The sequence below is a fragment of the Streptomyces sp. NPDC090994 genome, assembly GCF_044768905.1.
Taxonomy (GTDB): domain Bacteria; phylum Actinomycetota; class Actinomycetes; order Streptomycetales; family Streptomycetaceae; genus Streptomyces.
In genome coordinates this window covers 157,752-176,889 of sequence record NZ_JBIVWS010000007.1, presented here as the reverse complement: position 1 = coordinate 176,889, position 19,138 = coordinate 157,752, and the positions used below count along the sequence as shown (strand labels likewise).

At 74.2% G+C, this 19,138-nt stretch carries 17 protein-coding genes; 3 read left to right on the top strand and 14 right to left on the bottom strand.

The genetic code is table 11. From position 1 onward, the window contains the following. Window position 1: 1 nt before the first annotated feature. The gene (locus tag ACIQR3_RS17820) at window positions 2–805 is read right to left on the bottom strand and encodes a VOC family protein (protein WP_403539650.1); all 804 of its coding nucleotides are present in this window, start codon (window positions 803–805) and stop codon (window positions 2–4) included. A gap of 191 nt (window positions 806–996) precedes the next feature. Here ACIQR3_RS17820 and ACIQR3_RS17815 point away from each other — a divergent pair, with 191 nt between their 5' ends. Next, window positions 997–1,314 (top strand): ANTAR domain-containing protein, encoded by a 318-nt coding sequence (locus ACIQR3_RS17815; RefSeq protein WP_403539647.1) that lies wholly within the window; start codon window positions 997–999, stop codon window positions 1,312–1,314. A 22-nt stretch (window positions 1,315–1,336) separates the two neighbouring features. Here the strand turns inward: ACIQR3_RS17815 and ACIQR3_RS17810 are convergent, their stop codons facing one another. After that, window positions 1,337–2,128: an RNA polymerase sigma factor SigF gene (locus tag ACIQR3_RS17810; protein ID WP_215167604.1), complete on the bottom strand. Its 792-nt coding sequence runs from the start codon at window positions 2,126–2,128 to the stop codon at window positions 1,337–1,339. Window positions 2,129–2,570: 442 nt separating this feature from the next. Between ACIQR3_RS17810 and ACIQR3_RS17805 the strand changes: the two genes are divergently transcribed. Further along, complete coding sequence (locus tag ACIQR3_RS17805) at window positions 2,571–3,104, top strand: hypothetical protein (RefSeq protein ID WP_403539645.1); 534 nt, start codon at window positions 2,571–2,573, stop codon at window positions 3,102–3,104. A 69-nt stretch (window positions 3,105–3,173) separates the two neighbouring features. On the opposite strand, the gene hemC is transcribed toward ACIQR3_RS17805, so the two are convergent. From hemC to ACIQR3_RS17780, 5 genes are all read right to left on the bottom strand, one after another. Next, the gene (gene hemC / locus ACIQR3_RS17800; protein ID WP_403539642.1) at window positions 3,174–4,109 is read right to left on the bottom strand and encodes a hydroxymethylbilane synthase; all 936 of its coding nucleotides are present in this window, start codon (window positions 4,107–4,109) and stop codon (window positions 3,174–3,176) included. 125 nt (window positions 4,110–4,234) lie between these two features. Then, the gene (locus ACIQR3_RS17795; protein WP_403539641.1) at window positions 4,235–5,011 is read right to left on the bottom strand and encodes an NPP1 family protein; all 777 of its coding nucleotides are present in this window, start codon (window positions 5,009–5,011) and stop codon (window positions 4,235–4,237) included. Window positions 5,012–5,141: 130 nt separating this feature from the next. Beyond that, entirely contained in the window at window positions 5,142–6,122 is a 981-nt protein-coding gene (locus tag ACIQR3_RS17790; RefSeq protein ID WP_403540054.1) for an ATP-dependent DNA ligase, read from the bottom strand. A gap of 187 nt (window positions 6,123–6,309) precedes the next feature. Continuing rightward, on the bottom strand, window positions 6,310–7,365 hold the full coding sequence (locus ACIQR3_RS17785; protein WP_403539639.1) for a YncE family protein: 1,056 nt from the start codon (window positions 7,363–7,365) through the stop codon (window positions 6,310–6,312). 76 nt (window positions 7,366–7,441) lie between these two features. Beyond that, on the bottom strand, window positions 7,442–9,196 hold the full coding sequence (locus ACIQR3_RS17780; RefSeq protein ID WP_403539637.1) for a hypothetical protein: 1,755 nt from the start codon (window positions 9,194–9,196) through the stop codon (window positions 7,442–7,444). A 142-nt stretch (window positions 9,197–9,338) separates the two neighbouring features. On the opposite strand from ACIQR3_RS17780, the gene fes reads away from it, so the two are divergent. Further along, entirely contained in the window at window positions 9,339–10,616 is a 1,278-nt protein-coding gene (gene fes, locus ACIQR3_RS17775) for an enterochelin esterase (protein ID WP_403539634.1), read from the top strand. Here the strand turns inward: fes and ACIQR3_RS17770 are convergent. Genes ACIQR3_RS17770 through ACIQR3_RS17740 form a run of 7 tightly spaced genes read right to left on the bottom strand, consistent with a single transcriptional unit; the run spans window position 10,543 to window position 19,090 of the window. After that, a complete protein-coding gene (locus tag ACIQR3_RS17770; protein ID WP_403539633.1) occupies window positions 10,543–11,313 on the bottom strand; it encodes a 4'-phosphopantetheinyl transferase family protein in 771 nt (256 codons plus the stop codon). The two genes, fes and ACIQR3_RS17770, sit on opposite strands and share 74 nt — an antisense overlap. Continuing rightward, window positions 11,310–11,507, bottom strand: a complete 198-nt coding sequence (locus ACIQR3_RS17765; RefSeq protein ID WP_403539631.1) for an MbtH family NRPS accessory protein — start codon at window positions 11,505–11,507, stop codon at window positions 11,310–11,312. The genes ACIQR3_RS17770 and ACIQR3_RS17765 overlap by 4 nt, the downstream gene beginning before the upstream one ends. Beyond that, a complete protein-coding gene (locus ACIQR3_RS17760) occupies window positions 11,504–15,382 on the bottom strand; it encodes an amino acid adenylation domain-containing protein (RefSeq protein WP_403539629.1) in 3,879 nt (1,292 codons plus the stop codon). The genes ACIQR3_RS17765 and ACIQR3_RS17760 overlap by 4 nt, the downstream gene beginning before the upstream one ends. Beyond that, window positions 15,379–15,606, bottom strand: a complete 228-nt coding sequence (locus tag ACIQR3_RS17755) for a phosphopantetheine-binding protein (RefSeq protein ID WP_215167579.1) — start codon at window positions 15,604–15,606, stop codon at window positions 15,379–15,381. Before ACIQR3_RS17755 ends, ACIQR3_RS17760 begins: the two co-directional genes overlap by 4 nt. Window positions 15,607–15,609: 3 nt before the next feature. Continuing rightward, a complete protein-coding gene (locus ACIQR3_RS17750; protein WP_403539626.1) occupies window positions 15,610–16,242 on the bottom strand; it encodes an isochorismatase family protein in 633 nt (210 codons plus the stop codon). Window positions 16,243–16,265: 23 nt separating this feature from the next. Beyond that, a complete protein-coding gene (locus ACIQR3_RS17745; RefSeq protein WP_403539625.1) occupies window positions 16,266–17,894 on the bottom strand; it encodes a (2,3-dihydroxybenzoyl)adenylate synthase in 1,629 nt (542 codons plus the stop codon). Further along, the gene (locus ACIQR3_RS17740; RefSeq protein WP_403539623.1) at window positions 17,891–19,090 is read right to left on the bottom strand and encodes an isochorismate synthase; all 1,200 of its coding nucleotides are present in this window, start codon (window positions 19,088–19,090) and stop codon (window positions 17,891–17,893) included. The genes ACIQR3_RS17745 and ACIQR3_RS17740 overlap by 4 nt, the downstream gene beginning before the upstream one ends. Window positions 19,091–19,138: the final 48 nt, after the last annotated feature.

Below are 19,138 nucleotides of genomic sequence, written 5' to 3'. Positions count from 1 at the left end.
GTCAGCGATCGCGGCGCACGGTCACCGTGAACCGCGCGCCGTCCGGGTCACGCAGCACGGCCTCGTCCTCGCCCTCGACGAGCACGCTGCCGCCGTGCAGCCGCGCGGCCCGGACACAGGCCGCGACGTCGGCGGTGAAGAAGTGCACCTGCCAGTGCGGCCGGACGGCCGGGTCGGGCGCCGCCTCCAGGGCGCCCGACTCGATCCGCGCCACGACGTCCCCGGCGCTGCGCAGCACCACCTCGCCGCCCTCGTAGCCGACCTCGCAGGCGCCGGGCTTCCCGGTCGCCCAGTCCAGGACCTCGCCGTAGAAGATCGCCGCGTCGAACGCGTCGCGGGTGTGCAGCCGGATGAAGGCCGGCTGGGCGCGGCGCCAGGTCTCCCAGTCGGTGAACAGCTCGCCCTCCCAGACCCCGAAGGCGGCTCCGTCCCGGTCGGCCAGCAGCGCGGCCCGGCCCGGCGGGAAGGAGATCGGGCCCACCGCCGCGGTCCCGCCGCGCTCCTGCACCCGGGCCGCCGCCTGGTCGGCGCTGACCACCGCGAAGTACGGCAGCCAGGCCACGGCCATCTGCCACATGCCGGCGACCGCGGCGATCCCGGCGGCCGGCGCGCCGTCCGCGAGCGCGATCCGGAAGCGGTCGCCGAGCCGGGCCGGTCTCCACTGCCAGCCCAGCACCGCGGAGTAGAACTCCTCGGTGGCCTTGAGATCACGGCTGGTGAGACTCACCCAGCAGGGGGCCCCGTACACGGAGTGCGTGGAAACCACGTTCCTCGCACCGGTGGGGGAGGTCATGTCGTCGTTCATGGCAGTCGCGTCCTGGTCTCGTCCACCGGCAGCCACCGGTTCCCGACCAGTGTCCGGCCTCAGCCGTCCGTTGCGCCCGCCGAGTACCCCTACGAGACCAGCGAAACGACGCCGGTTGACCCCGGACGGCCCAGTGGCGGGGAGAGGGACCAGTGGTGACGATGGATGCGTCTCAGCGACCGGAGGTGACCATGTCCACGGACGGGGGCCCGGACCAGATAGTCGAGCTGCAGGAACAGGTCCGGCAGCTCAAGGAGGCGGTCTTCTCGCACGCCGTGGTCGACCAGGCGATCGGGATGGTCGTCGTCCTCGGCCGGGTGACGCCCGACGAGGGCTGGCTGGTGCTCAAGGAGGTCTCCCAGCACACCAACATCAAACTGCGCAACGTGGCGGAGCTGATCCTGGTCTGGGGCCGTACCGGCGCGATGCCGCGGGAGATCCGGGCGGCGCTGGAGGACGCCCTGGACCGCCACGGCCCGACCCAGGTCCCGGGCACCGGGCCGCCGTAGCGGGGCCGCCGCGGCAGGGGTGTCAGCCGGTCTCGGCGAGTATCTCCTCGCGGAGCCGGGCGAAGCAGGTGCTGAGCAGCCGCGAGACGTGCATCTGGGAGATGCCGAGCTGCTGCGCTATGCAGCTCTGCGTCATGCCGCGGAAGAACCGCAGGTAGAGAATGGTGCGCTCGCGTTCCGGCAGCGCCATCAGACAGGGCTGGACGGCCACCCGGTCCACCACGACGTCGAACGCCGGGTCGAGGCCGCCGATCGCGTCACCGAGGGCGTAGCCGTCGGTGCCGGGCATCTCCGCCTCCAGCGACAGCGCGGTGAAGCACTCCAGCGCCTCCATGCCGGTCCGCACCTCGTCCGTGGTCAGATGCGCGTACGCGGCGATCTCCTCGACCGTGGGGGCGCGCCCCGGCGTCGTCTGCGCCAGCTCCTTGGCGGCGCGGCGCACCCGGTTGCGCAGGTCCTGGACCCGCCGCGGTACGTGCAGGGTCCACATGTGGTCCCGGAAGTGCCGCTTGATCTCGCCGGTCACGGTGGGCACGGCGTACGCCTCGAAGGCGTGGCCGCGGGCGGGGTCGTAGTGGTCGACGGCCTTGACCAGGCCGAGGGCGGCCACCTGGTAGAGGTCCTCCAGGGACTCGCCGCGGCCCCGGAAGCGGACCGCGATCCGCTCGGCCATCGGCAGCCAGACCTGGATCAGCTCGTCCCGCAGGGCCTTGCGCTCCGGCCCCGGCGGCAGTTCCGCGAGCCGCGCGAAGGCCGTGCTGGTGTCGGGGGCGTCGTCGTGCGGGTGCGGTGTGGTTCGGCCGGCGATACGCATCATGCGCACCTCCCTCGGCAGGGGGGCTCTGGGTGATCGGACACCGGGAGGAGGGAGGCGGGGCGCGGACCGCGCCGGAGCACGTCGGGCCCGGACGCGCCGGCTCCCACAGACGTGCCTCCGGTTCGAAGCACTCCCAAGGCATTCCCCGCCACACCCATTCCGAAACAAATACCCATATCAGGTGATTTTACGGTCACTCTGGCGATCGGGCAGGTCCTGGCGCCTCCCGGTTGGTTAGCTCCACTAAAGAATGAAGGGTGAACGTGATGTGCGGCACGCTCGGACCGGCCGTCGCGCCGGCGCGTCCGCCGTTCTCGCTGGGCAGCGCTTGATCGTGAGCAAAAGGGGCGAACTCCCTGGCCACAGCGCATTCCGCTCATTTGACAGTGCACTGAGCACACAGATAGGAAGCAGCTCCAAGAGGTCGAGAGGGTGCAGCGTGTACGAGCCGAACGTGGTCGGGGACTGGCAGGAGTACGACGAACACCCCGGGCTGCGGGTCCGCGTCCACCGCGTCGAGCCGGGCGATCCGCCGCGCGGCCGGGACGACGCCGCCGAGGGGCTCACCTACTTCCGGCTCCGCGTGACCGTGGAGAACCGGAGCGAACGGCGGTTCTGCGTCCACCTGGAGGACGGTCAGATCGACGTGCGGCTCGGCCCCGACGGCGAGGGCGCCTTCATCGACTGGCGCAACTCCCAGTTCGTGGAGGGCTTCGACGTCTATCCGCTGCGCCGGGTCACCGCCGTCGTCCACGCGGCCGGCGCGGAGGCCGACCTCGGGCGGGTGGACGTGCAGGTGCAGCTGCGGGTCGACGACGAGTGGACCGGCCGGCGGCTGTGGACCGGCGGCGTCGGTCTCGCGGAGGGCGCCGGCGGCGCGTGCCCGTCCGCGGGGCGCGAGGAACTGGAGCGGCAGGTGAGCGCGTTCCTGCGCGGGCAGACGCAGGGTCAGGCGGAGGAAGGCACCGCCTGATCCGTCACCGGGAGACCCGCGGGGTCCGCGGCGTCCGGAGAGTTCGGGGAGTTCGGGGAGTCCGCGGGGTCAGTGGGCGATCCCGTCGATGATCTCCCGGGCGCCCTGGCGCAGCAGGGACACGGCGACCGAGGTGCCCAGGGTGGCCGGGTCCAGCCGGCCCGCCCATTCGTGGGCGTTCAGCCGCGTCTTGCCGTCCGGGGTGAACACGCAGGCCCGCAGGGAGAGTTCGCCGCCGCCGTCCACCCGCGCGTACCCGGCGATCGGGCTGTTGCAATGTCCCTGGAGCACGTGCAGGAACATCCGCTCGGCGGTGGCCTCCCGGTGGGTGTCCGGGTGGCCGAGGCCGCTGACCGCGTCGATCAGCCGGGTGTCGTCCTCCCGGCACTGCAGCGCCAGGATGCCCGCGCCGATCGGCGGCATCATCGTCTCGGGGGAGAGGACGTCGCTGATCACGTCGGTGCGGCCGATGCGCTCCAGGCCGGAGACGGCGAGCAGCAGCGCGTCCGCGTCACCGGCGGCCAGCTTCGCCAGCCGCCGGTTGGCGTTGCCGCGCATCGGCACGCACGTCAGATGCGGGTGGCCGGCGGCCAGTTGGGCGACCCGGCGGACCGACGAGGTGCCGATCCGGGTGCCGGCCGGCAGCTCGTCCAGGGTGAGCCCGCCCGGGTGGACCAGGGCGTCCCGGATATCGTCCCGCGCGAGGAACGCGGCGAACACCGTGCCGGCCGGCAGCGGCCGGTCGGCGGGCACGTCCTTGACGCAGTGCACGGCGAGATCGGCCTCGCCCGCCAGCAGCGCGGCGTCGACCTCCTTGGTGAAGGCGCCCTTGCCCTCGACCTCCGACAGATCGCCCAGCCATTTGTCACCGGTGGTCCTGACCGGCACCACCTCGGTGCGCACGCCGGGGTGGAGGGCTGCCAATTCCCGCTGCACGCGCGCTACTTGGGCGAGCGCCATCGGTGAGTCACGGGAGACGACGCGGATCAGTTCGGGCACGGACATGCGGCCACGATAGTGCCTCGCACGGGCGCCGGGCCGCCGTACGGCACCGGCCGGGCACGGCGCGGCCGGGCCGGGGACCGACCGCCGCCCCCGGCCCGGCACCGGCCGGAGGCGGCCGAACGGGATCAGGCGTAGGGGTCGAAGGTGATGCCGGAGGGCTTCGCAGAGGCCAGGTGGGAGGCGAAACTCGCGTCCTTGAGGCCGAACGTGGCGCTGCCGAAGTCGTACGCGCTGAGCTTCTCGCGCACGCCCGACGGGTAGCCGTTCCAGCCGACCAGCGGCGGGTACTGCCAGGTGCCCTTGTGGTTCTCCGGCGGTTCGTCGTTCGCGGTGCCCAGCCGGAAGCAGTGGGTGCTGATGCCGTCCTTGTGGTAGACGACCTTGGCGTGGGTGCCCTCGAAGCGGACGGCCGAGCGCGCGTGCACGGTGAACGCGCCGTGGTTGGAGGTCGACACGTACTCCACGGTGCCGCTCCGCACCCACACCACGACGTGCTCCCAGTCGTGCCGGTGGCCCCCGATGCTGCTGCCCGCGAGGGCCTGGTCCTTCTCGAAGTACAGGCCGTACATGTACGCGCACCAGTCGCCGTCGCACTTGGCGCGCGCGTAACCGTTGGTGTTGTCCAGGTCGGAGGCGTCCCGGCAGTTGCCGTTGAGGGCGCCGGTCGGGCTGAGGCCGCCGTTGACCGTTCCGTCGGCGCTGATGGCCGGGGTGGGGTAGCAGCCGTCCGTGTCGTAGTCGAAGGCGGGCTGGTAGGCGGCCTCGGCCGGGTCGGCGTTGGCGGGGAGCGCGGGGGGCGGGGCGGCGAAGGCGGTGGCGGGGAAGGCGACGACCAGGGCTATGGCTCCGGCGACCGTGGTCAGCCATCTCCGGCGGCGGGTCCGGGACATGCTCGACGACACTGCGTCCTCCTCTTGGGCGCAGCCCAACGGCTGTGGGGGGAAAGGGAGTTCAGGATGCCGTCGTTCCCCGTCCGTGCCAAGAGGCGCAGGCGTCCCGGTGGTGAAGCGCAGCCCAACAGTCGGGCCGGTGTCACACCAGGTCGTCGGGGACGTCGGCGGCCGACTCCTCCGGGGCCAGGTCGGGCCGCAGCCGCAGCCAGGACGGCTGGCGGAGCATCCCCTCCCGGGTGCGGGTGCTGAAGCGGACCTCGCCCACCAGCCGGGGCACCACCCAGCGGGCTTCCGGCACCGCCGGCACGGGATCGAAGGGGCAGGCCTCACAGGCGGCGGCCCGCAGCAGCCGGGCCAGCTCCGCGCGCTCGGTCTCGCTCCAGCCGGTGCCCACCCCGCCCACGTAGCGCAGGCGTCCGGCGGCGCGCTGGCCGACCAGCACGGCGCCGGGCAGCCCGGTCAGCCGGCCCTTGCCGGGCAGCCAGCCGCCGATCACCACGTCCTCGCTGCGCATGTTGCGGATCTTGATCCAGGCCCGGGAGCGCACGCCCGGCTCGTACCGCGAGTCCAGCCGCTTGCACACCAGCCCCTCCAGGCCGTGCTCGCGGGTGGCCCGGAGTGCCTGTTCGCCGTGGCCGACCAGGGCCGCCGGGGTCGACCAGGACGGCCCGGCGAGTCCGAGCCCCTCCAGTTCCCCGCGCCGCCGCGTGTACGGCAGGGACACCAGCGGTCGGCTGCCCAGGTGGAGTACGTCGAAGAGCACGAGGTGGACCGGGACCTCGGCCGCGCGCTGTGCCGCCCGGACCGGCGCGTGGGCCAGGCCCATCCGGGACTGGAGCAGCTGGAAGTCGGCGCGGCCCTCGGCGTCCAGGGCCAGGACCTCGCCGTCCAGCACGGCGGGGGTGGTGCCGAGCGCGGTGCCCAGGGGCCGCAGTTCGGGATAGGCGGCGGTGATCTCCAGACCGGAACGGGCGCGCAGCAGCACACTGCCGTCGCCGGGCAGGTAGACCACCACCCGCTGGCCGTCCTGCTTGGTCTCGTACGCCCAGCGCGCGTCCTGCGCCGCGGGCGGCAGGGTGCCGGGCGTGGCCAGCATGGGAGGGATCAGCGGCAGCTCCACGGGGTCCACGGAGAAGGTGTCGACGCGTCCGGGCTCCGCCACGCGCGGCCTCGGGCAGGTTCGCCTGAACGGCGTCGGCCCGTCGGGGTGCCGCTGAACGTCGGGGTGCCCGTGAACGGGGACGGCGCCCGCCACGCACCGCCGCTGACCGTAGCGGGGGCGTGACGGGCGCCGGGCTCGGGGGACGTCAGCGGGAGAGGCGGATCTCGGTGAGGGTGTCCTCGGCCGTGCCGGCGCCCGACTTGTCGACCACGTAGGCGGTGCCGTCGGCGACCTCCACGTGGTTCGGGTTGGCGCCGGTGGCGAACGTCTCCTCGACGGTGCCCGTCTTCACGTCGACGCGGGTGACGTCGGCGGCGGTGCGGTTGACGACCAGGACGTCACCGGAACGCTCGTCGGTGGCCACCGACAGGGCGCCCGCGCCGGTCGCCACGGACTTGGTGACGACGCCCTTCTTCAGGTCGATCACGGACACGGTGCCCGCGGTCTGGTCCGCGGTGTAGGCGGTCTTGCCGTTCTTCGACAGGGAGACGGAGATCGCGCCGTCGCCGGCCGGGACGAAGGTCGGCGTCTCGGAGCCGCGCTCCACCGCGATCAGCCGGTCGTTGGTCAGGTCGGCGGCGTAGACCGTGCCGGTCTTCTCGTTGACGGCCAGGCCGGCCGGGCCCGCGCCCTCGACGGTGACGCGCTGCTTCTCCTCGAGCGTCTTGCTGTCGAAGGCGACCAGCGAGCCGTCGCTGTAGGCGCTCGCCCAGACGGTGTTGTGCTTCTCGTCGACGACGATCTCGCGGGCGTGGTTGACGTTGGGGAGGGTGGCGAGGTGCTCGCCGGTGCGCTGGCTGTAGACGGACACCGTGTTGTTGCGGGTGTTGGTCGTCCAGACGGTGTTGTGCTCGTCGTCCACGGCGACGCCGTAGACGGCCTCGACGGCGCCGGTGGCGGTGTCGGTGACCGGCGGGGTGATGTCCGACTCGACCGTGAGGGTCTTCGGGTCGACCTTCAGCAGGTGGGACTCGGTGACCGGCGGGCGGCCGACGGCGGCGGTGACCCACAGCACGTTGTTCCGCTCGGAGTAGGCCGACTGGTACAGGCCCTTGGTGAGCTTCGCGGTGGTGACCGTCGAGCCGCTCGTGCGCGCCGACGCGGTGCCCGTCAGGGCGAGGACGCTGCCTGCGGCGACCGCCACGGCGACGGCCGAGGCGATCGCGGTACGGCGGTGGGTGCGGGTGCCGGTGAGGGACATGATGGGGGAACTCCCTTGATGGGGTGACAGGGGATTGACGGAGTTGCTGCGGAAAGGTGGCTCGGGGTGCCCGGCGTCACGCGCCGTGCGCGGGCCGCCCGGTGCGGCGGCGTACGACCATGAGCGTGGTCGCGGCGGCTCCGGCCGCACCGCCGGCCGCGGCGGCCGCCGCTGACCAGGCGACGGTCGCGTAGGAGACGGAGGAGCCGGACGCGGCCACCAGGCTTTCGGCCGCCTCCTCGGGGGCGGTGGTGGAGGATGCCTCCGTGCCCGTGCCGCCCGCCGCGGCGGCGTTCACCGTGAACTCCACCTTGAGCGACGTGGGCGGGTCGGGCGCGAGGAAGCGCAGCCAGTGGGCGCCCGCGGAGGTGTCCGCGGGGACGGTCACGTCGCCTTCGTAGGAGCCGTTCTCGTCGGTCTTCCACTGGCCGAGGATGGCCTCGTCGTCGAGTTTGACCGTCACCTGCTTCCCGGCCGGGAACTTGGTCACCTCGAAGTGCAGCGTGCCGCCGGGCTGCACCTCGCTGGCGGTGATCTCGGCCTTGGCGCCGGCGTCGTTGGTGGCGCTGGCCGGTGCGCCGGAGGCCGCGGGGACGGGGGTCGCGGAGCTGTCCGAGGAGGAGCCGGCGGAGGCGGCGGCGGTGGAGCCGGACGTCACCGCGAAGTCGGCGCGCAGGCTGGTGGGCGGATTGGGGGCGAGGAAGCGCAGCCAGTGGGCGCCCTTCGTGGCGTCCGAGGGGACGGTGACGCTGCCGGAGTACGACCCGTCGGAGCCGACGGTCCACTGGCCGAGGATCTCGCTGTCGTCCAGTTTCACGGTCAGCTGCTGTCCCGCCGGGAAGCCGGTCACCCGGAAGGAGACCTTGCCGCCCGCGGCCACCTGGGAGCCGCCGGTGATGGTGGCGGAGGTGCCGGAGGTACTGCTCACCGACCCGGAGGTGCCGCCGCTCGTGGCGCCGCCGGAGCTGACCGAGCCGCTGCCGCTGCCGCTGCCGCCGGTGGAGCCGCCCGAGCCGGCCGAGCCGCCCGAGCCGCCGGACGAGGACGACGTCACGGTGAGGTCCGCCTTCAGGCTGGTCGCCGGTTCCGGCGCCAGGAACCGCAGCCAGTGCGCCCCCGCGGCGGTCGAGCCGGGGACGGTCACCGTGCCGGAGAAGGTCCCGTCGGCCTTCACCGCGCCGTTCCACTGGCCGAGGATCTCGCTGTCGTCCAGTTTCACCGTGACGTTCTGGCCCTTGACGAACCCGGAGAGGGAGAAGGAGACCTTGCCGCCCGCGGCGACCTTGCTGCCGCCGGTCAGTTTCACCTTCGGGTCGGCGGCCGGCGTGGCGGTCCCCGTGGGCGTCGGGGCCGGCGTCGTCGTGGGGGTCGGGGTCGGCGTGGGGGAGGCGGTGGCCGCCGCGGTGACGGTCAGGCTCTCGCTCTTGACGCTGGTCTGTGGTGCCAGGAAGCGCAGCCAGTGGCCGCCGCCCGCGCTGGTGCCGGCCGGGATCGTCACCTTGTCCGAGACGCTGCCGTCCTCGCCGATGGTGAACTGCTTCAGCAGCGTCGCGTCGTCGAGTTTGACGCTCAGCGTGCCGCCGGCCGGGAAGCCGGTGGCGGTGAACGCCACCTCGCCGCCGGCTTTCACCGTGGTCGTGCCCAGGGTGACCGCCGGCGCGGTCGAGTCCGCGGCCAGCGCCACCGTGTCGGTGACGCCCGCGCCGCCGGCACCGGCCGTGGCCAGTGGAACGGCGACCAGGGCGCCGAGGCCCAGGGTGGCACCGGCGGTCAGGGCCACCATCCGGCCCAGCCGGGCACCGGAGGGTGAAGCGGATCTGTCAGAGGTCATGATGGCTGCTCCTGGCAGGCGAACGTCCCCGCAGGGACGCTTGAAGAGGAGGCACGTTGGGGACGGCGGACAGCCGGCGCGGAAAGCGACGTGCGATCAAGTAAGGTAAGGCTAACCTAATATGAAGATCGTGAGCAGTCAAATGGAATCCGCACACACCGTGTTCACCGACCCGCCCGAAGCCACCGCGAACCGGCCGCCCCGCCTGCCCCGGCCGGACCCCGTCCCACGGCTCGCGGAGCCCGTCCGGGCGCTGCCGGACCCGGACGGGCTGGAGGACTTCTGGGCGGACGTCCGCCGCCTCGGCACACCGCTGGTGGGGCCCGATCCCCAGGGCAGCCCCGAGCACCGGGCGGTGACGTTCCTGTGGCGCGGCACCCCGGCCACCCGGGCCGTCGAGGTGCTGCCCAACAAGCTGGGCGACCCGCGCGACCCCGGGGGCAACCTCATGGAACACGTCCCCGGCACGGACGTGTGGCACTGGACCCTGCGCCTGCGGCACGACTGGCGCGGCACCTACGACTTCCATGTCGACGAGGGGATCGAGGCCACCGGCCCCGACTACTGGCGCGCCCTGCGGGCCGACCCCCGCCCGGACCCGTTCAACGACCGCGCCCTGCCGCGCCGCTGGGGCGGTACGCCGGTGTCGTACGCCGAACTCCCCGCCGCCCCCGACGCCGGCGACTGGGCGCCCCGGCCGGACGACGTCCCGCACGGCACCCTCACCGAGCACCGGGTGCCCAGCGCCCGGCTGGGCGGGGAGCGGCGGGTCTGGCTGTACGCGCCCCCGGCGTCCCCCGGCGGGCGGGCGCCGTCCGCCGAACTGCCGGTGCTGGTCCTGCTGGACGGCGAGCACTGGGGGCCCCGGCTCGGTCTCGCGCACCTGCTGGACAACCTGATCGCCGACGGACGGATCCCGCCGCTGGCCGCCGTGCTGCCGGAGGCCGTGGACGAACCCACCCGCTGGGCCGAGCTGAGCTGCCGGCCCGGATACGTCGCCCACCTCACGGACGAGCTGCTGCCGTGGGCGGCCGGGCGGCTGCCGGTCACCGCCGACCCGGCACGGACCGTCGTCGCCGGGCAGAGCCTGGGCGGACTCACCGCCGCGTACGCCGCCCTGGCCGCCCCGCACCGCTTCGGCAACGCCCTCGTCCAGTCGGGCTCGTTCTGGTGGCCCGTCGGAGAGCACGCCGAGTGGCTCACCCGGACCCTCGCCGGCGTGCCGCGGCTGCCGGTGCGCTGGTGGCTCTCCTTCGGCGAGCAGGAGTGGGTGGCCCTGCCCGCGGCCCGGCGACTGCGCGACACCTTGCGGGAACTCGGGTACCACGACTCCTCCTACCGGGAGTTCAACGGCGGTCACGACTACCTGTGCTGGCGCACGGAACTGGCCGACGGCCTCGTGGCCCTCCTGGGCCGCTGACCCGGGCCGGCTCGCGCACCACACAGGCGGCGGCCCAGCCGGCCGGCACGTCCACATCGGTGACGCTCCAGCCGGGCAGCCCGGCCGGGCGGGGCCCGCTGCCCAGGCAGCGTCCGCGCAGGGCGTCCCCGGATAGGCCCTCGCCGGTCGCCTTGAGGTACGCCTCCTTGCGGGTCCAGCAGCGGGCTAAGGCGCCGGGACGGGCCCCGGCGGACAGCCGCGCCAGTTCCGCCCGTTCGGCGCGGTGCAGCGACCGGGCGGCGTCCTCGGCGAGGCGCGGCTCGGGCACCCGCTCGACATCGACGCCCACCGGGCGGGCGGCGACGGCCAGCAGGGCCAGCCCCGCGGTGTGCGAGAGGGAGAAGTGCAGGGCGTCCCCGGCCGGACCGGCGACGGCGGGACGGCCGTGCGGCCCGCCGCAGCCCGGGCAGGGCAGCCGGGTCAGCGCCACCCCGGCGGGCGGCAGGCCCAGCCGTTCGCCGAGCAGGCGGCGCAGCGCGCCGTGCGCGGCGACGTACAGCGCCCGCTCGGCGGGCCGCCGCAGCGCCGCCGCCCTGCGCCGCTCGGCGGCGTCGAGGACGGCGTACAGGGAGGCGTACAGAGAGGCATGGGACGGCGCGTCCGGCGCGGGGGCGCGCACGACCCACAGGGACGCGCCCCGCCGTCCGGCCGTACGCACCGCCGTCGCCGTGCTCATCCCCGGTCCGCCTCCGCCACCCGGCTCAGGCACGCCGCGTGCGGGGCCGGACCGAAGCGGGCCGTCCACCCGGCCGGCACCGCGCGCCAGACCGGCCACAGGGACCGCAGCCCGCCCGCGTTCTCCAGCACCAGATGGCTGCCGTGGCCGTCGTCGGACCCGGCGTCGAAGGGGCCGATGGCGTCGATGGTCATGCGTCCAGCTCCTTCAGACGGGCGGTCAGGACCGCCGCGATGTCGTCGAGGTACCGGTCCCGCATCAGCTGCGGATGGGTGCAGTCCAGGTCGAGGTTGACGATCCGCCCGGTCACGTACGGCCGCCACGCCTCCCTGGTCAGCCAGTCCTCGGCACGCGGCGCGGCGGCGGTGAAGAACACCATGTCGCCGTCGTAGACCCGGTGCTCGTGCTCGCGCATCATCCGGGCGTGGTTGGGGACGATGTCCACGATCCGGGACAGGGTGCGGTCGGTGAGCCCGGCCAGCGGGCTGCCCGCCGCGCGCAGGGTGGCCAGCACGTCCTCGCGGGTGCGTTCGCCGGTGCGGTCGAAGCCCGCCATGCGCAGCACGGCGGTGAGCGCGTCGCCCTCCTCGGGCGCGGGCCGCTCCCGCCACTGCTCGGCGGGGAACGCGTCGAGCAGCGCGAGCAGGTCGACCCGCTCGCCGGCCTCCTGGAGCAGGACGGCCACGGTGTGCGCGAGGACCCCGCCGACCGACCAGCCCACCAGGCGGTACGGGCCGTGCGGCTGGACGCGGCGGATCTGCGCCGCGTAGTCCTCCGCCTCCTCCTGGAGGGTGCGCGGCAGCTCCTCGTCCCCGGTCAGGCCCCGGGCCTGCAGCCCGTACACCGGCAGCCCGGGCAGCCGCGCGGTCAGTCCCGCGTAGCACCAGGCCAGCCCGCCCGCCGGGTGGATGCCGAACAGCGGCGTGCCCTCGCCCTCGGCGCGCAGCGGCAGGACGACGCCCAGGGCGTCGTCGGAGGCGGGCGCGGCGGCGTCCAGCCGGGCGGCCAGCGCGGCCGGCGTCGGCGCCTCGAACAGCGAGCCGATGGTCAGCTCGGCGCCGAACTCCTCCCGGATGCGCCCGACGAGACGGACCGCCAGCAGCGAGGTGCCGCCCAGGTCGAAGAACGCGTCGTCGGGACCGACCCCCCGCGCCTCCAGCACCTCGGCGAACAGGCCGGTCAGGGCCTCCTCGCGGGCCGAGGCGAAGGGCCGCGCGCCCGTGCCGCCGGCGAAGACCGGGGCGGGCAGCTCGCGGCGGTCCAGCTTGCCGTTGGGGGAGAGCGGGAAGGCGTCCAGCGCGACCACGGCCGCCGGGACCATGTGCTCGGGCAGCTCCCGGGCCAGCGCCGCCCGGACCTCCACCGGATCGGCGCCGCCGGTCACGTACCCCACGAGCCGGTCGTCGCGGACCAGCGCGCAGGCCGCGTCCACGCCCGGCAGGGCCGCCAGCGCCGCCTCGATCTCGCCCAGCTCGATGCGCTGGCCGCGCAGTTTGACCTGGTGGTCGGTGCGGCCCAGGTACTCGACCTCGCCGCCGGCCGTCCAGCGGGCCAGGTCGCCGGTGCGGTACATCCGGGTGCCCGCCGGGCCGAACGGGTCGGCGACGAACCGGGTCGCGTTCAGCTCGGGACGGCCCAGATAGCCGTCGGCGAGCTGGACGCCCGCCAGGTACAGCTCGCCCGGCACCCCGGGCGGGCAGGGCTGGAGGGCGGCGTCCAGGACGTGCAGGCGGGTGTTCCACACCGGGCGCCCGATCGGCACCGGACCGGAATCCGCCGGGTCGCAGGCGTGGTACGTGACGTCGACGGCGGCCTCGGTCGGCCCGTACAGGTTGTGCAGCTCCACGCCCGGCAGCGCGCGGGCGAAGGCGGACGCCGTCTCGCGAGGCAGCGCCTCGCCGCTGCAGAACACCCGGCGCAGCACCTCCCCGCACTGCGCCGCCTCCGGCGCGCCCAGGAACACCTGGAGCATCGACGGCACGAAGTGGCAGGTGGTGACCGCCCGTTCGCGGACCAGCCGGGCCAGGTACACCGGGTCCTTGTGGCCGCCCGGCTCGGCGACCACCAGCGCCGCGCCCTCGCGCAGCGGCCAGAAGAACTCCCACACGGACACGTCGAACGACGACGGCGTCTTCTGCAGCACCCGGTCGGCCGCGGTCAGCCCGTACTCCGCCTGCATCCAGCGCAGCCGGTTGTCGATCGCCCGGTGCGGTACGACGACGCCCTTGGGGCGGCCGGTGGAACCGGAGGTGTAGATGACGTACGCCGGGTGGGCCGGGGTGAGGGCGCGGGCCGGGTCGGTCCACGCGTACCCGGACAGGTCGAGCCCGTCCAGCACCACCGCCGCGGTGCGGGTGCCCTCGGGGAGGCGGCCGGCGCGGTCGGTGACCGCGCACACCGGCTCCGCGTCGTCGAGCATGTACGCCAGCCGCTGCGCCGGGTAGTCCGGGTCCAGCGGCAGATAGGCGGCGCCCGCCTTCAGCACGGCCAGCAGCGACACGATCAGTTCCACCGAGCGCGGCACCGACACGGCCACCACCGTGCCCGGCCGGGCGCCGAGGGACTGGAGGTGGCGGGCCAGCCGGTTGGCGCGGGAGTTCAGCTCCGCGTAGGTGAGCGTGGTGTCCCCGAAGACCAGCGCGGTGGCGTCCGGGGTGCGGGCGGCCTGCGACTCGACGGGGCCGATCAGGGTGGTCGGCGGCAGCGCGCGCTCGGTGCGGTTGAACTCCTCGACGACCAGCTCCCGTTCGGCCGGGGTGGCGATGGAGTGGACGGCGAGGGGCTCCTGCGGGTCGGTGCCGGCCAGCCGGTCCACCAGGTGCAGGAACCGCTCCTGGTGCGCGGCGAGGGCGGCGTCCTCGTACAGGGCGGGGTTGCCGTCGTGGTCGATGCGCAGCCCGCGGCCGTCGGCGCGGTCGTAGATGTTGACGGTGAGGTCGTCCACCGGGCCCGCGGACAGGTTGCGGGCGCGCGCCGGGGCGCCCGCGAAGTCCACGCCGTAGTCGAACGGCATGACGTTGACCAGCGGTCCCACCAGGCCCCGGCTCTCGCCGAGCAGGCCGAGGTCGCGGCGGATGTCCTCGTAGCGGTAGCGCTGGTGGCGGCGGACCTCGCGGATGCCGAGCACCACCTGCCGGACCAGTTCCGCGAAGGTGGCGTCCGGGGTGACGGTGAGCCTCAGCGGCAGCACGTTCATCACCATGCCGGGCACCCGCAGCGCCACCGACCCCATGCGGCCCATCATCGGCAGGCCGAGGACCACGTCGGTACGGGCGGTGGCGCGGGCGGTGTACAGGGCCTGCGCGGCGATCAGCACGTCCGGCCAGGTCGCGCGGAGCCGCCCGGCCAGCTCCTTCAGCCGCTCGGTGGTCTCCGGGGAGAGGTGGGCGGTACGGCGGAGGAACGTACGGGACGGCAGCGCGCCGCGCCCGGCCAGCCGGGGCGCCTCCGGGCGGTCCCCGAACGCCTCGGACCAGTGCGCCCGGTCGGCCTCGAAGGCGGCCGAGGACCGGTAGGCGGCGTCGTCCGCGACGAGGTCGGCCAGCGAGCCGAAGGAGCGCGGGGCGGGCTCCTCGCCGCGGACCAGCGCCGAGTACACCTCGGCGGTGCGGCGCACCAGCAGCGAGTAGCCGTAGCCGTCCATGACGAGGTGGTGGACGCTCTGGTACCACAGCCACCGGTCCGCGCCGACCCGGAACAGGGCGTGCCGGAACAGCGGTCCCGTCGCCAGGTCGAACGGTTCGGCCAGGTCGGCGCGCATCCACGCCTCCGCCTCGGCCGGGGTGTACGACTCCCGTACGGTCAGCGGCAGTTCGACGGAGTCCGCGAGGTGCTGCCGAGGCCCGTTGGGGGTGTCCTCGACGCGGACCCGCAGCGCCTCGGCCTCCGCGGCCACCCGCCCGAGGGCGTCCGCGAACAGCGCGGGGTCGAGCGGTCCGTCGATCTCCAGGCACTCGGCGGTGTTCTGCGCGGGGCTCAGCGGATCGAGGGCCTGCGCGTACCACATGCCCGACTGGGCGGCCGTCAGCGGCAGTACGGCGGGCGCGCCCACCTCTGCGAGGGCGGTCATGCCACCCCCAGCAGCGGGGCCCACGCCTCGATGGCGGGCTGTTCGGCGAGATCGGCGAAGTCGGCGGTCACGGCGTGCTCGCGGCGCCAGCGCTCCAGCAGCGTCATGATGCGGACCGAGTCCAGGCCGTAGTCGACGAGGTTCTCGTCGAGGGGTATGTCCGCCACGTCCTCGCCGAGACAGTCGGCGACGTCGGTACGGATCTGTTCGACGGTGAGCGCCATGCCTCAGACCTCCTGGAGCAGTGTGTCGGTGGTGGTCACGACCGCGCAGCGGCCGGCGGCGTAGCGCAGCGCCATGTCGTGGTCGGCGCGGGAGAAGTCGGCCACGGCGTCGGCGACGACGAACGCCTGGATGTCGCGCTGCCAGGCGTCGGCGGCGGTCATCAGCACGCCGATGTGCGCGTACACGCCGACGACGACGATCTGGTCGCGGTTCTTCTCCCGCATCAGGTCCGCCAGTTCGGTGCGGACGAACGCGCTGTACTTCCACTTGGTCAGCACCGTGTCCCCGTCCTGCGGGGCCACGGCGTCCGGCGTGGCGAGTTTCGCCGGGTCGTCGGCGACGCCGGGACCCCAGAAGTCGAGCTGGAGACCGCGCTGCTCGGGGGTCTGGCCGCCGCGCTGGGCGGAGTAGACGACCGGCACACCCAGGCGCCGGTACTCCTTGAGGAGGCGGGCGGTGTTGCCGAGCATGCCGGTCAGCGGCTGCTCGCCGGCCGGGAACGCGCCGAGGAAGTGCTGTTGCAGGTCGTGCACGAGCAGGACGGCACGCGCCGGGTCCACGGTCCACGACACCCGGTTGGCCGGCAGCTCGTCCGGTGCCGGGAGCGGATAGGGGGCGATGGCGGGAAGTGCCATGGGGGGAGTCCTCTCGGATGCGGTCAGGACTGTTCGGCGGCGGACCGCAGATGCTTCTTGCTGATCTTGCCGACGCCGGTCTGGGGGAAGGCGTCGACGAACTCGACGAGGTCGGGGACCTTGTAGGCGGCGATGCCGCGCTCACGGACGAACCGCTTGACGGCCACCGGCTTCAGCGGCTCGGCGTCCGCGCGCAGGATGACGTAGGCGAGGGAGCGCTCGCCGAGGTACTCGTCGGGTACCGCGACCACGGACACGTCGTGGACGGCGGGGTGGGCGAGGATGATGTTCTCGACCTCTTCGGGGGCGATCTTCTCGCCGCCGCGGTTGATCTGGTCCTTGGCCCGGCCCACGACGACGAGGTGGCCGCTGGGCAGCCGGCGGACCAGGTCGCCGGTGCGGTAGAAGCCGTCCTCGGTGAAGGAGCGGCGGTTGTGGTCGGGGGCGCGCCAGTAGCCGCGGATGGTGTACGGGCCGCGGGTCAGCAGGTGTCCGGGCTCGCCCTCGGGGACGTCGTTGTCCTCGTCGTCGACGACGCGGATCTCGTCGTCGGGGGAGATGGGCCGGCCCTGGGTGGTGACGACGGTCTCGGTGTCGTCGTCCAGCCGGGTGTAGTTGACCAGTCCCTCCGCCATGCCGAACACCTGCATCAGCCGGCAGCCGAGCGCGGGCTCCAGGCGGCGGGCGGCCTGCTCGCTGTACTTGGCGCCGCCGACCAGGGCCAGCTCCAGGCTGGACAGGTCGTGCCCGGCCGCCGGAGCGGCGTCGGTCCACACCAGCGCCAGCGGCGGCACCAGCGCCGTCATGGTGATCCGCTCGGCCGCGATCAGCGGGAACGCGGTGGCCGGGTCGGGTTTCGGGGACAGCACCACCGTGCCGCCCGCGTACAGCACGCCGAGCCAGCCCGGCGAGCTCATCGGGAAGTTGTGCGCGGCGGGCAGCACCACCAGGAACCGGGTGGCGTCGTCCACCCCGCAGATCTCGTTGGAGCCCCACAGCGAGTACATGTAGTCGTCGTGGGTGCGCGGGATCAGTTTGTTCAGACCCGTCGTGCCGCCGGAGAGCTGGAGGAACGCCAGCTCGTGCGGCTCGGGTCCGTCGAACGGGCCGGACGGCTCGCACGGCACCTCGCTCAGCGCGGTGTGCTCACCGGGGTCGCCGGCCACGAACACGTGCTTGAGGCTGGGCACCTGCTCCAGCATCGCCGAGGCCAGCTCCCGGTGGTCGAAGCCGGCGTGCCGGTCCGGGACGACGTAGGCGACCGCCTCGGTGAAGGAGCAGAAGTGGGCGATCTCCGTCTCGCGGTGCGCGGGCAGCGCGTAGACCGGCAGCGCGCCGATCCGGAAGAGCCCGAAGACCACCTCGACGAACTCGCCGATGTTGGGCAGCTGGACGACAACCCGGTCGCCCTTGCGGATGCCGCGCGCCAGGAACCCGGCGGCCATCCGGTCGGCCCGCTCGTCCAGCTCCCGGTAGGTCCAGGTGCGGTGCTCGGGGGCCGGGTCGACCAGGGCGGTCCGGTCGGGGTGGGCGGCGGCGCGCTCGCGCAGCACGCCGCCGAAGGTCTCGCCGCGCCAGTAGCCGGCGGCGCGGTAGCGCTCGGCGAACTCGGCGGGCCAGGTGGGGGAGTCCACACCGGGGGTGAGGGTCACAGCGAGGCTCCAACGGCGTGCAGGAACGTACGGAACTTGGCGGCGGTCTCCGCCGTCTCGGCCTCCGGCGTGGACGCCGCCACGACACCGGCGCCGGCGAACAGCCTGAGGGTCCTGCCCTCGGCCTCGGCGCAGCGGATCGTCACGACCCACTCGCCGTCGCCGTCGGCGTCCTGCCAGCCGACCATGCCGGTGTAGGGCCCCCGGTCGAAGGGCTCCGACTCGGCGATGACCTGCCGGGCCAGCTCGGTGGGCGTGCCGCACACCGCCGGGGTGGGGTGCAGCGCGGAGGCCAGGTCCAGGGCGGTGGTGGCCCCGGGGTCGGCCAGCTCACCGGTGACGGTGGTCGACAGGTGCCACATGGCGGCGGTCCGCACCAGCGTGGGCCGCTCGGGCACCTCGAGGGTGGTGCAGAACGGCGCCAGCGCCTCCCGTACGGCGGCCACCACGACGGCGTGCTCGTGCAGGTCCTTCTCGGACTCCAGCAGCGCCACCGCGCGCCGCACGTCCTCGGCGAGGTCCGCGCTGCGCGGCGCCGACCCGGCGAGGGGGTTGGCGGTGAGCGAGCCGCCCTGCCGGGAGACCAGCAGTTCGGGGCTGGCGCCGATCAGGGTGCGGCCGGGGCCGCTGGGCACCGCGAAGGTGTAGCCGGCCGGGTCGCGGCGGGCCAGCCGGCGCAGCATGGCCGGCAGGTCGGGCTCGCGGCCGGAGGTCAGCTCCAGGCTGCGGGCCAGGACGACCTTGTCGAACTCGCCGGCCCGCATCCGCGCCACCGCCGCGGCGACCGCCTGGCCGTACCGCTCGGGGGAGGGGACCTCCTCGACCCGCCAGTCCGGCCGGTCCTCGTCCTGTGGGACGGCCAGCGCGACCAGCGGGTCCTCGCGCAGCGGCGGCGCCCAGTGCACCATGTCCGGCACCGCCAGCGCGGCCGGGCCGTCGGGGGCGAAGGGCAGCGTGCCGACGACGACCGGCGCCGCGGCTCCCGGGCGGCGCAGTCCGTCGAGCACCTCGCGCACCCGCACGGCCGGCGGCCGGGCGTCGTCGGGTATCACGGCGGCGGTGCCGCGGCCCAGCAGCGTCCGGTGCGGGGTGGCCAGGAAGCGGTCGGTGGCCGGGCGGTACGCGTCGAGCAGGGAGGTAGCCGCGCCCGGTGAGACGGGCGTTGCGGCGGTGGGTTCGTGCAGGGAAACGGACATGACAGTCTCCTGTGGGGGACTCCGGGACTCCGTGAGGACTCCGGTGGG

Excerpts from the sequence above, each read along its gene's own strand:
- ACIQR3_RS17820 (WP_403539650.1), bottom strand. The coding sequence starts at position 805 with ATGAACGACGACATGACCTCCCCCACCGGTGCGAGGAACGTGGTTTCC.
- ACIQR3_RS17815 (WP_403539647.1), top strand. The coding sequence starts at position 997 with ATGTCCACGGACGGGGGCCCGGACCAGATAGTCGAGCTGCAGGAACAG.
- ACIQR3_RS17810 (WP_215167604.1), bottom strand. The coding sequence starts at position 2,128 with ATGCGTATCGCCGGCCGAACCACACCGCACCCGCACGACGACGCCCCC.
- hemC (WP_403539642.1), bottom strand. The coding sequence starts at position 4,109 with ATGTCCGTGCCCGAACTGATCCGCGTCGTCTCCCGTGACTCACCGATG.
- ACIQR3_RS17785 (WP_403539639.1), bottom strand. The coding sequence starts at position 7,365 with ATGTCCCTCACCGGCACCCGCACCCACCGCCGTACCGCGATCGCCTCG.
- ACIQR3_RS17780 (WP_403539637.1), bottom strand. The coding sequence starts at position 9,196 with ATGACCTCTGACAGATCCGCTTCACCCTCCGGTGCCCGGCTGGGCCGG.
- fes (WP_403539634.1), top strand. The coding sequence starts at position 9,339 with ATGGAATCCGCACACACCGTGTTCACCGACCCGCCCGAAGCCACCGCG.
- ACIQR3_RS17770 (WP_403539633.1), bottom strand. The coding sequence starts at position 11,313 with ATGAGCACGGCGACGGCGGTGCGTACGGCCGGACGGCGGGGCGCGTCC.
- ACIQR3_RS17765 (WP_403539631.1), bottom strand. The coding sequence starts at position 11,507 with ATGACCATCGACGCCATCGGCCCCTTCGACGCCGGGTCCGACGACGGC.
- ACIQR3_RS17760 (WP_403539629.1), bottom strand. The coding sequence starts at position 15,382 with ATGACCGCCCTCGCAGAGGTGGGCGCGCCCGCCGTACTGCCGCTGACG.
- ACIQR3_RS17755 (WP_215167579.1), bottom strand. The coding sequence starts at position 15,606 with ATGGCGCTCACCGTCGAACAGATCCGTACCGACGTCGCCGACTGTCTC.
- ACIQR3_RS17750 (WP_403539626.1), bottom strand. The coding sequence starts at position 16,242 with ATGGCACTTCCCGCCATCGCCCCCTATCCGCTCCCGGCACCGGACGAG.
- ACIQR3_RS17740 (WP_403539623.1), bottom strand. The coding sequence starts at position 19,090 with ATGTCCGTTTCCCTGCACGAACCCACCGCCGCAACGCCCGTCTCACCG.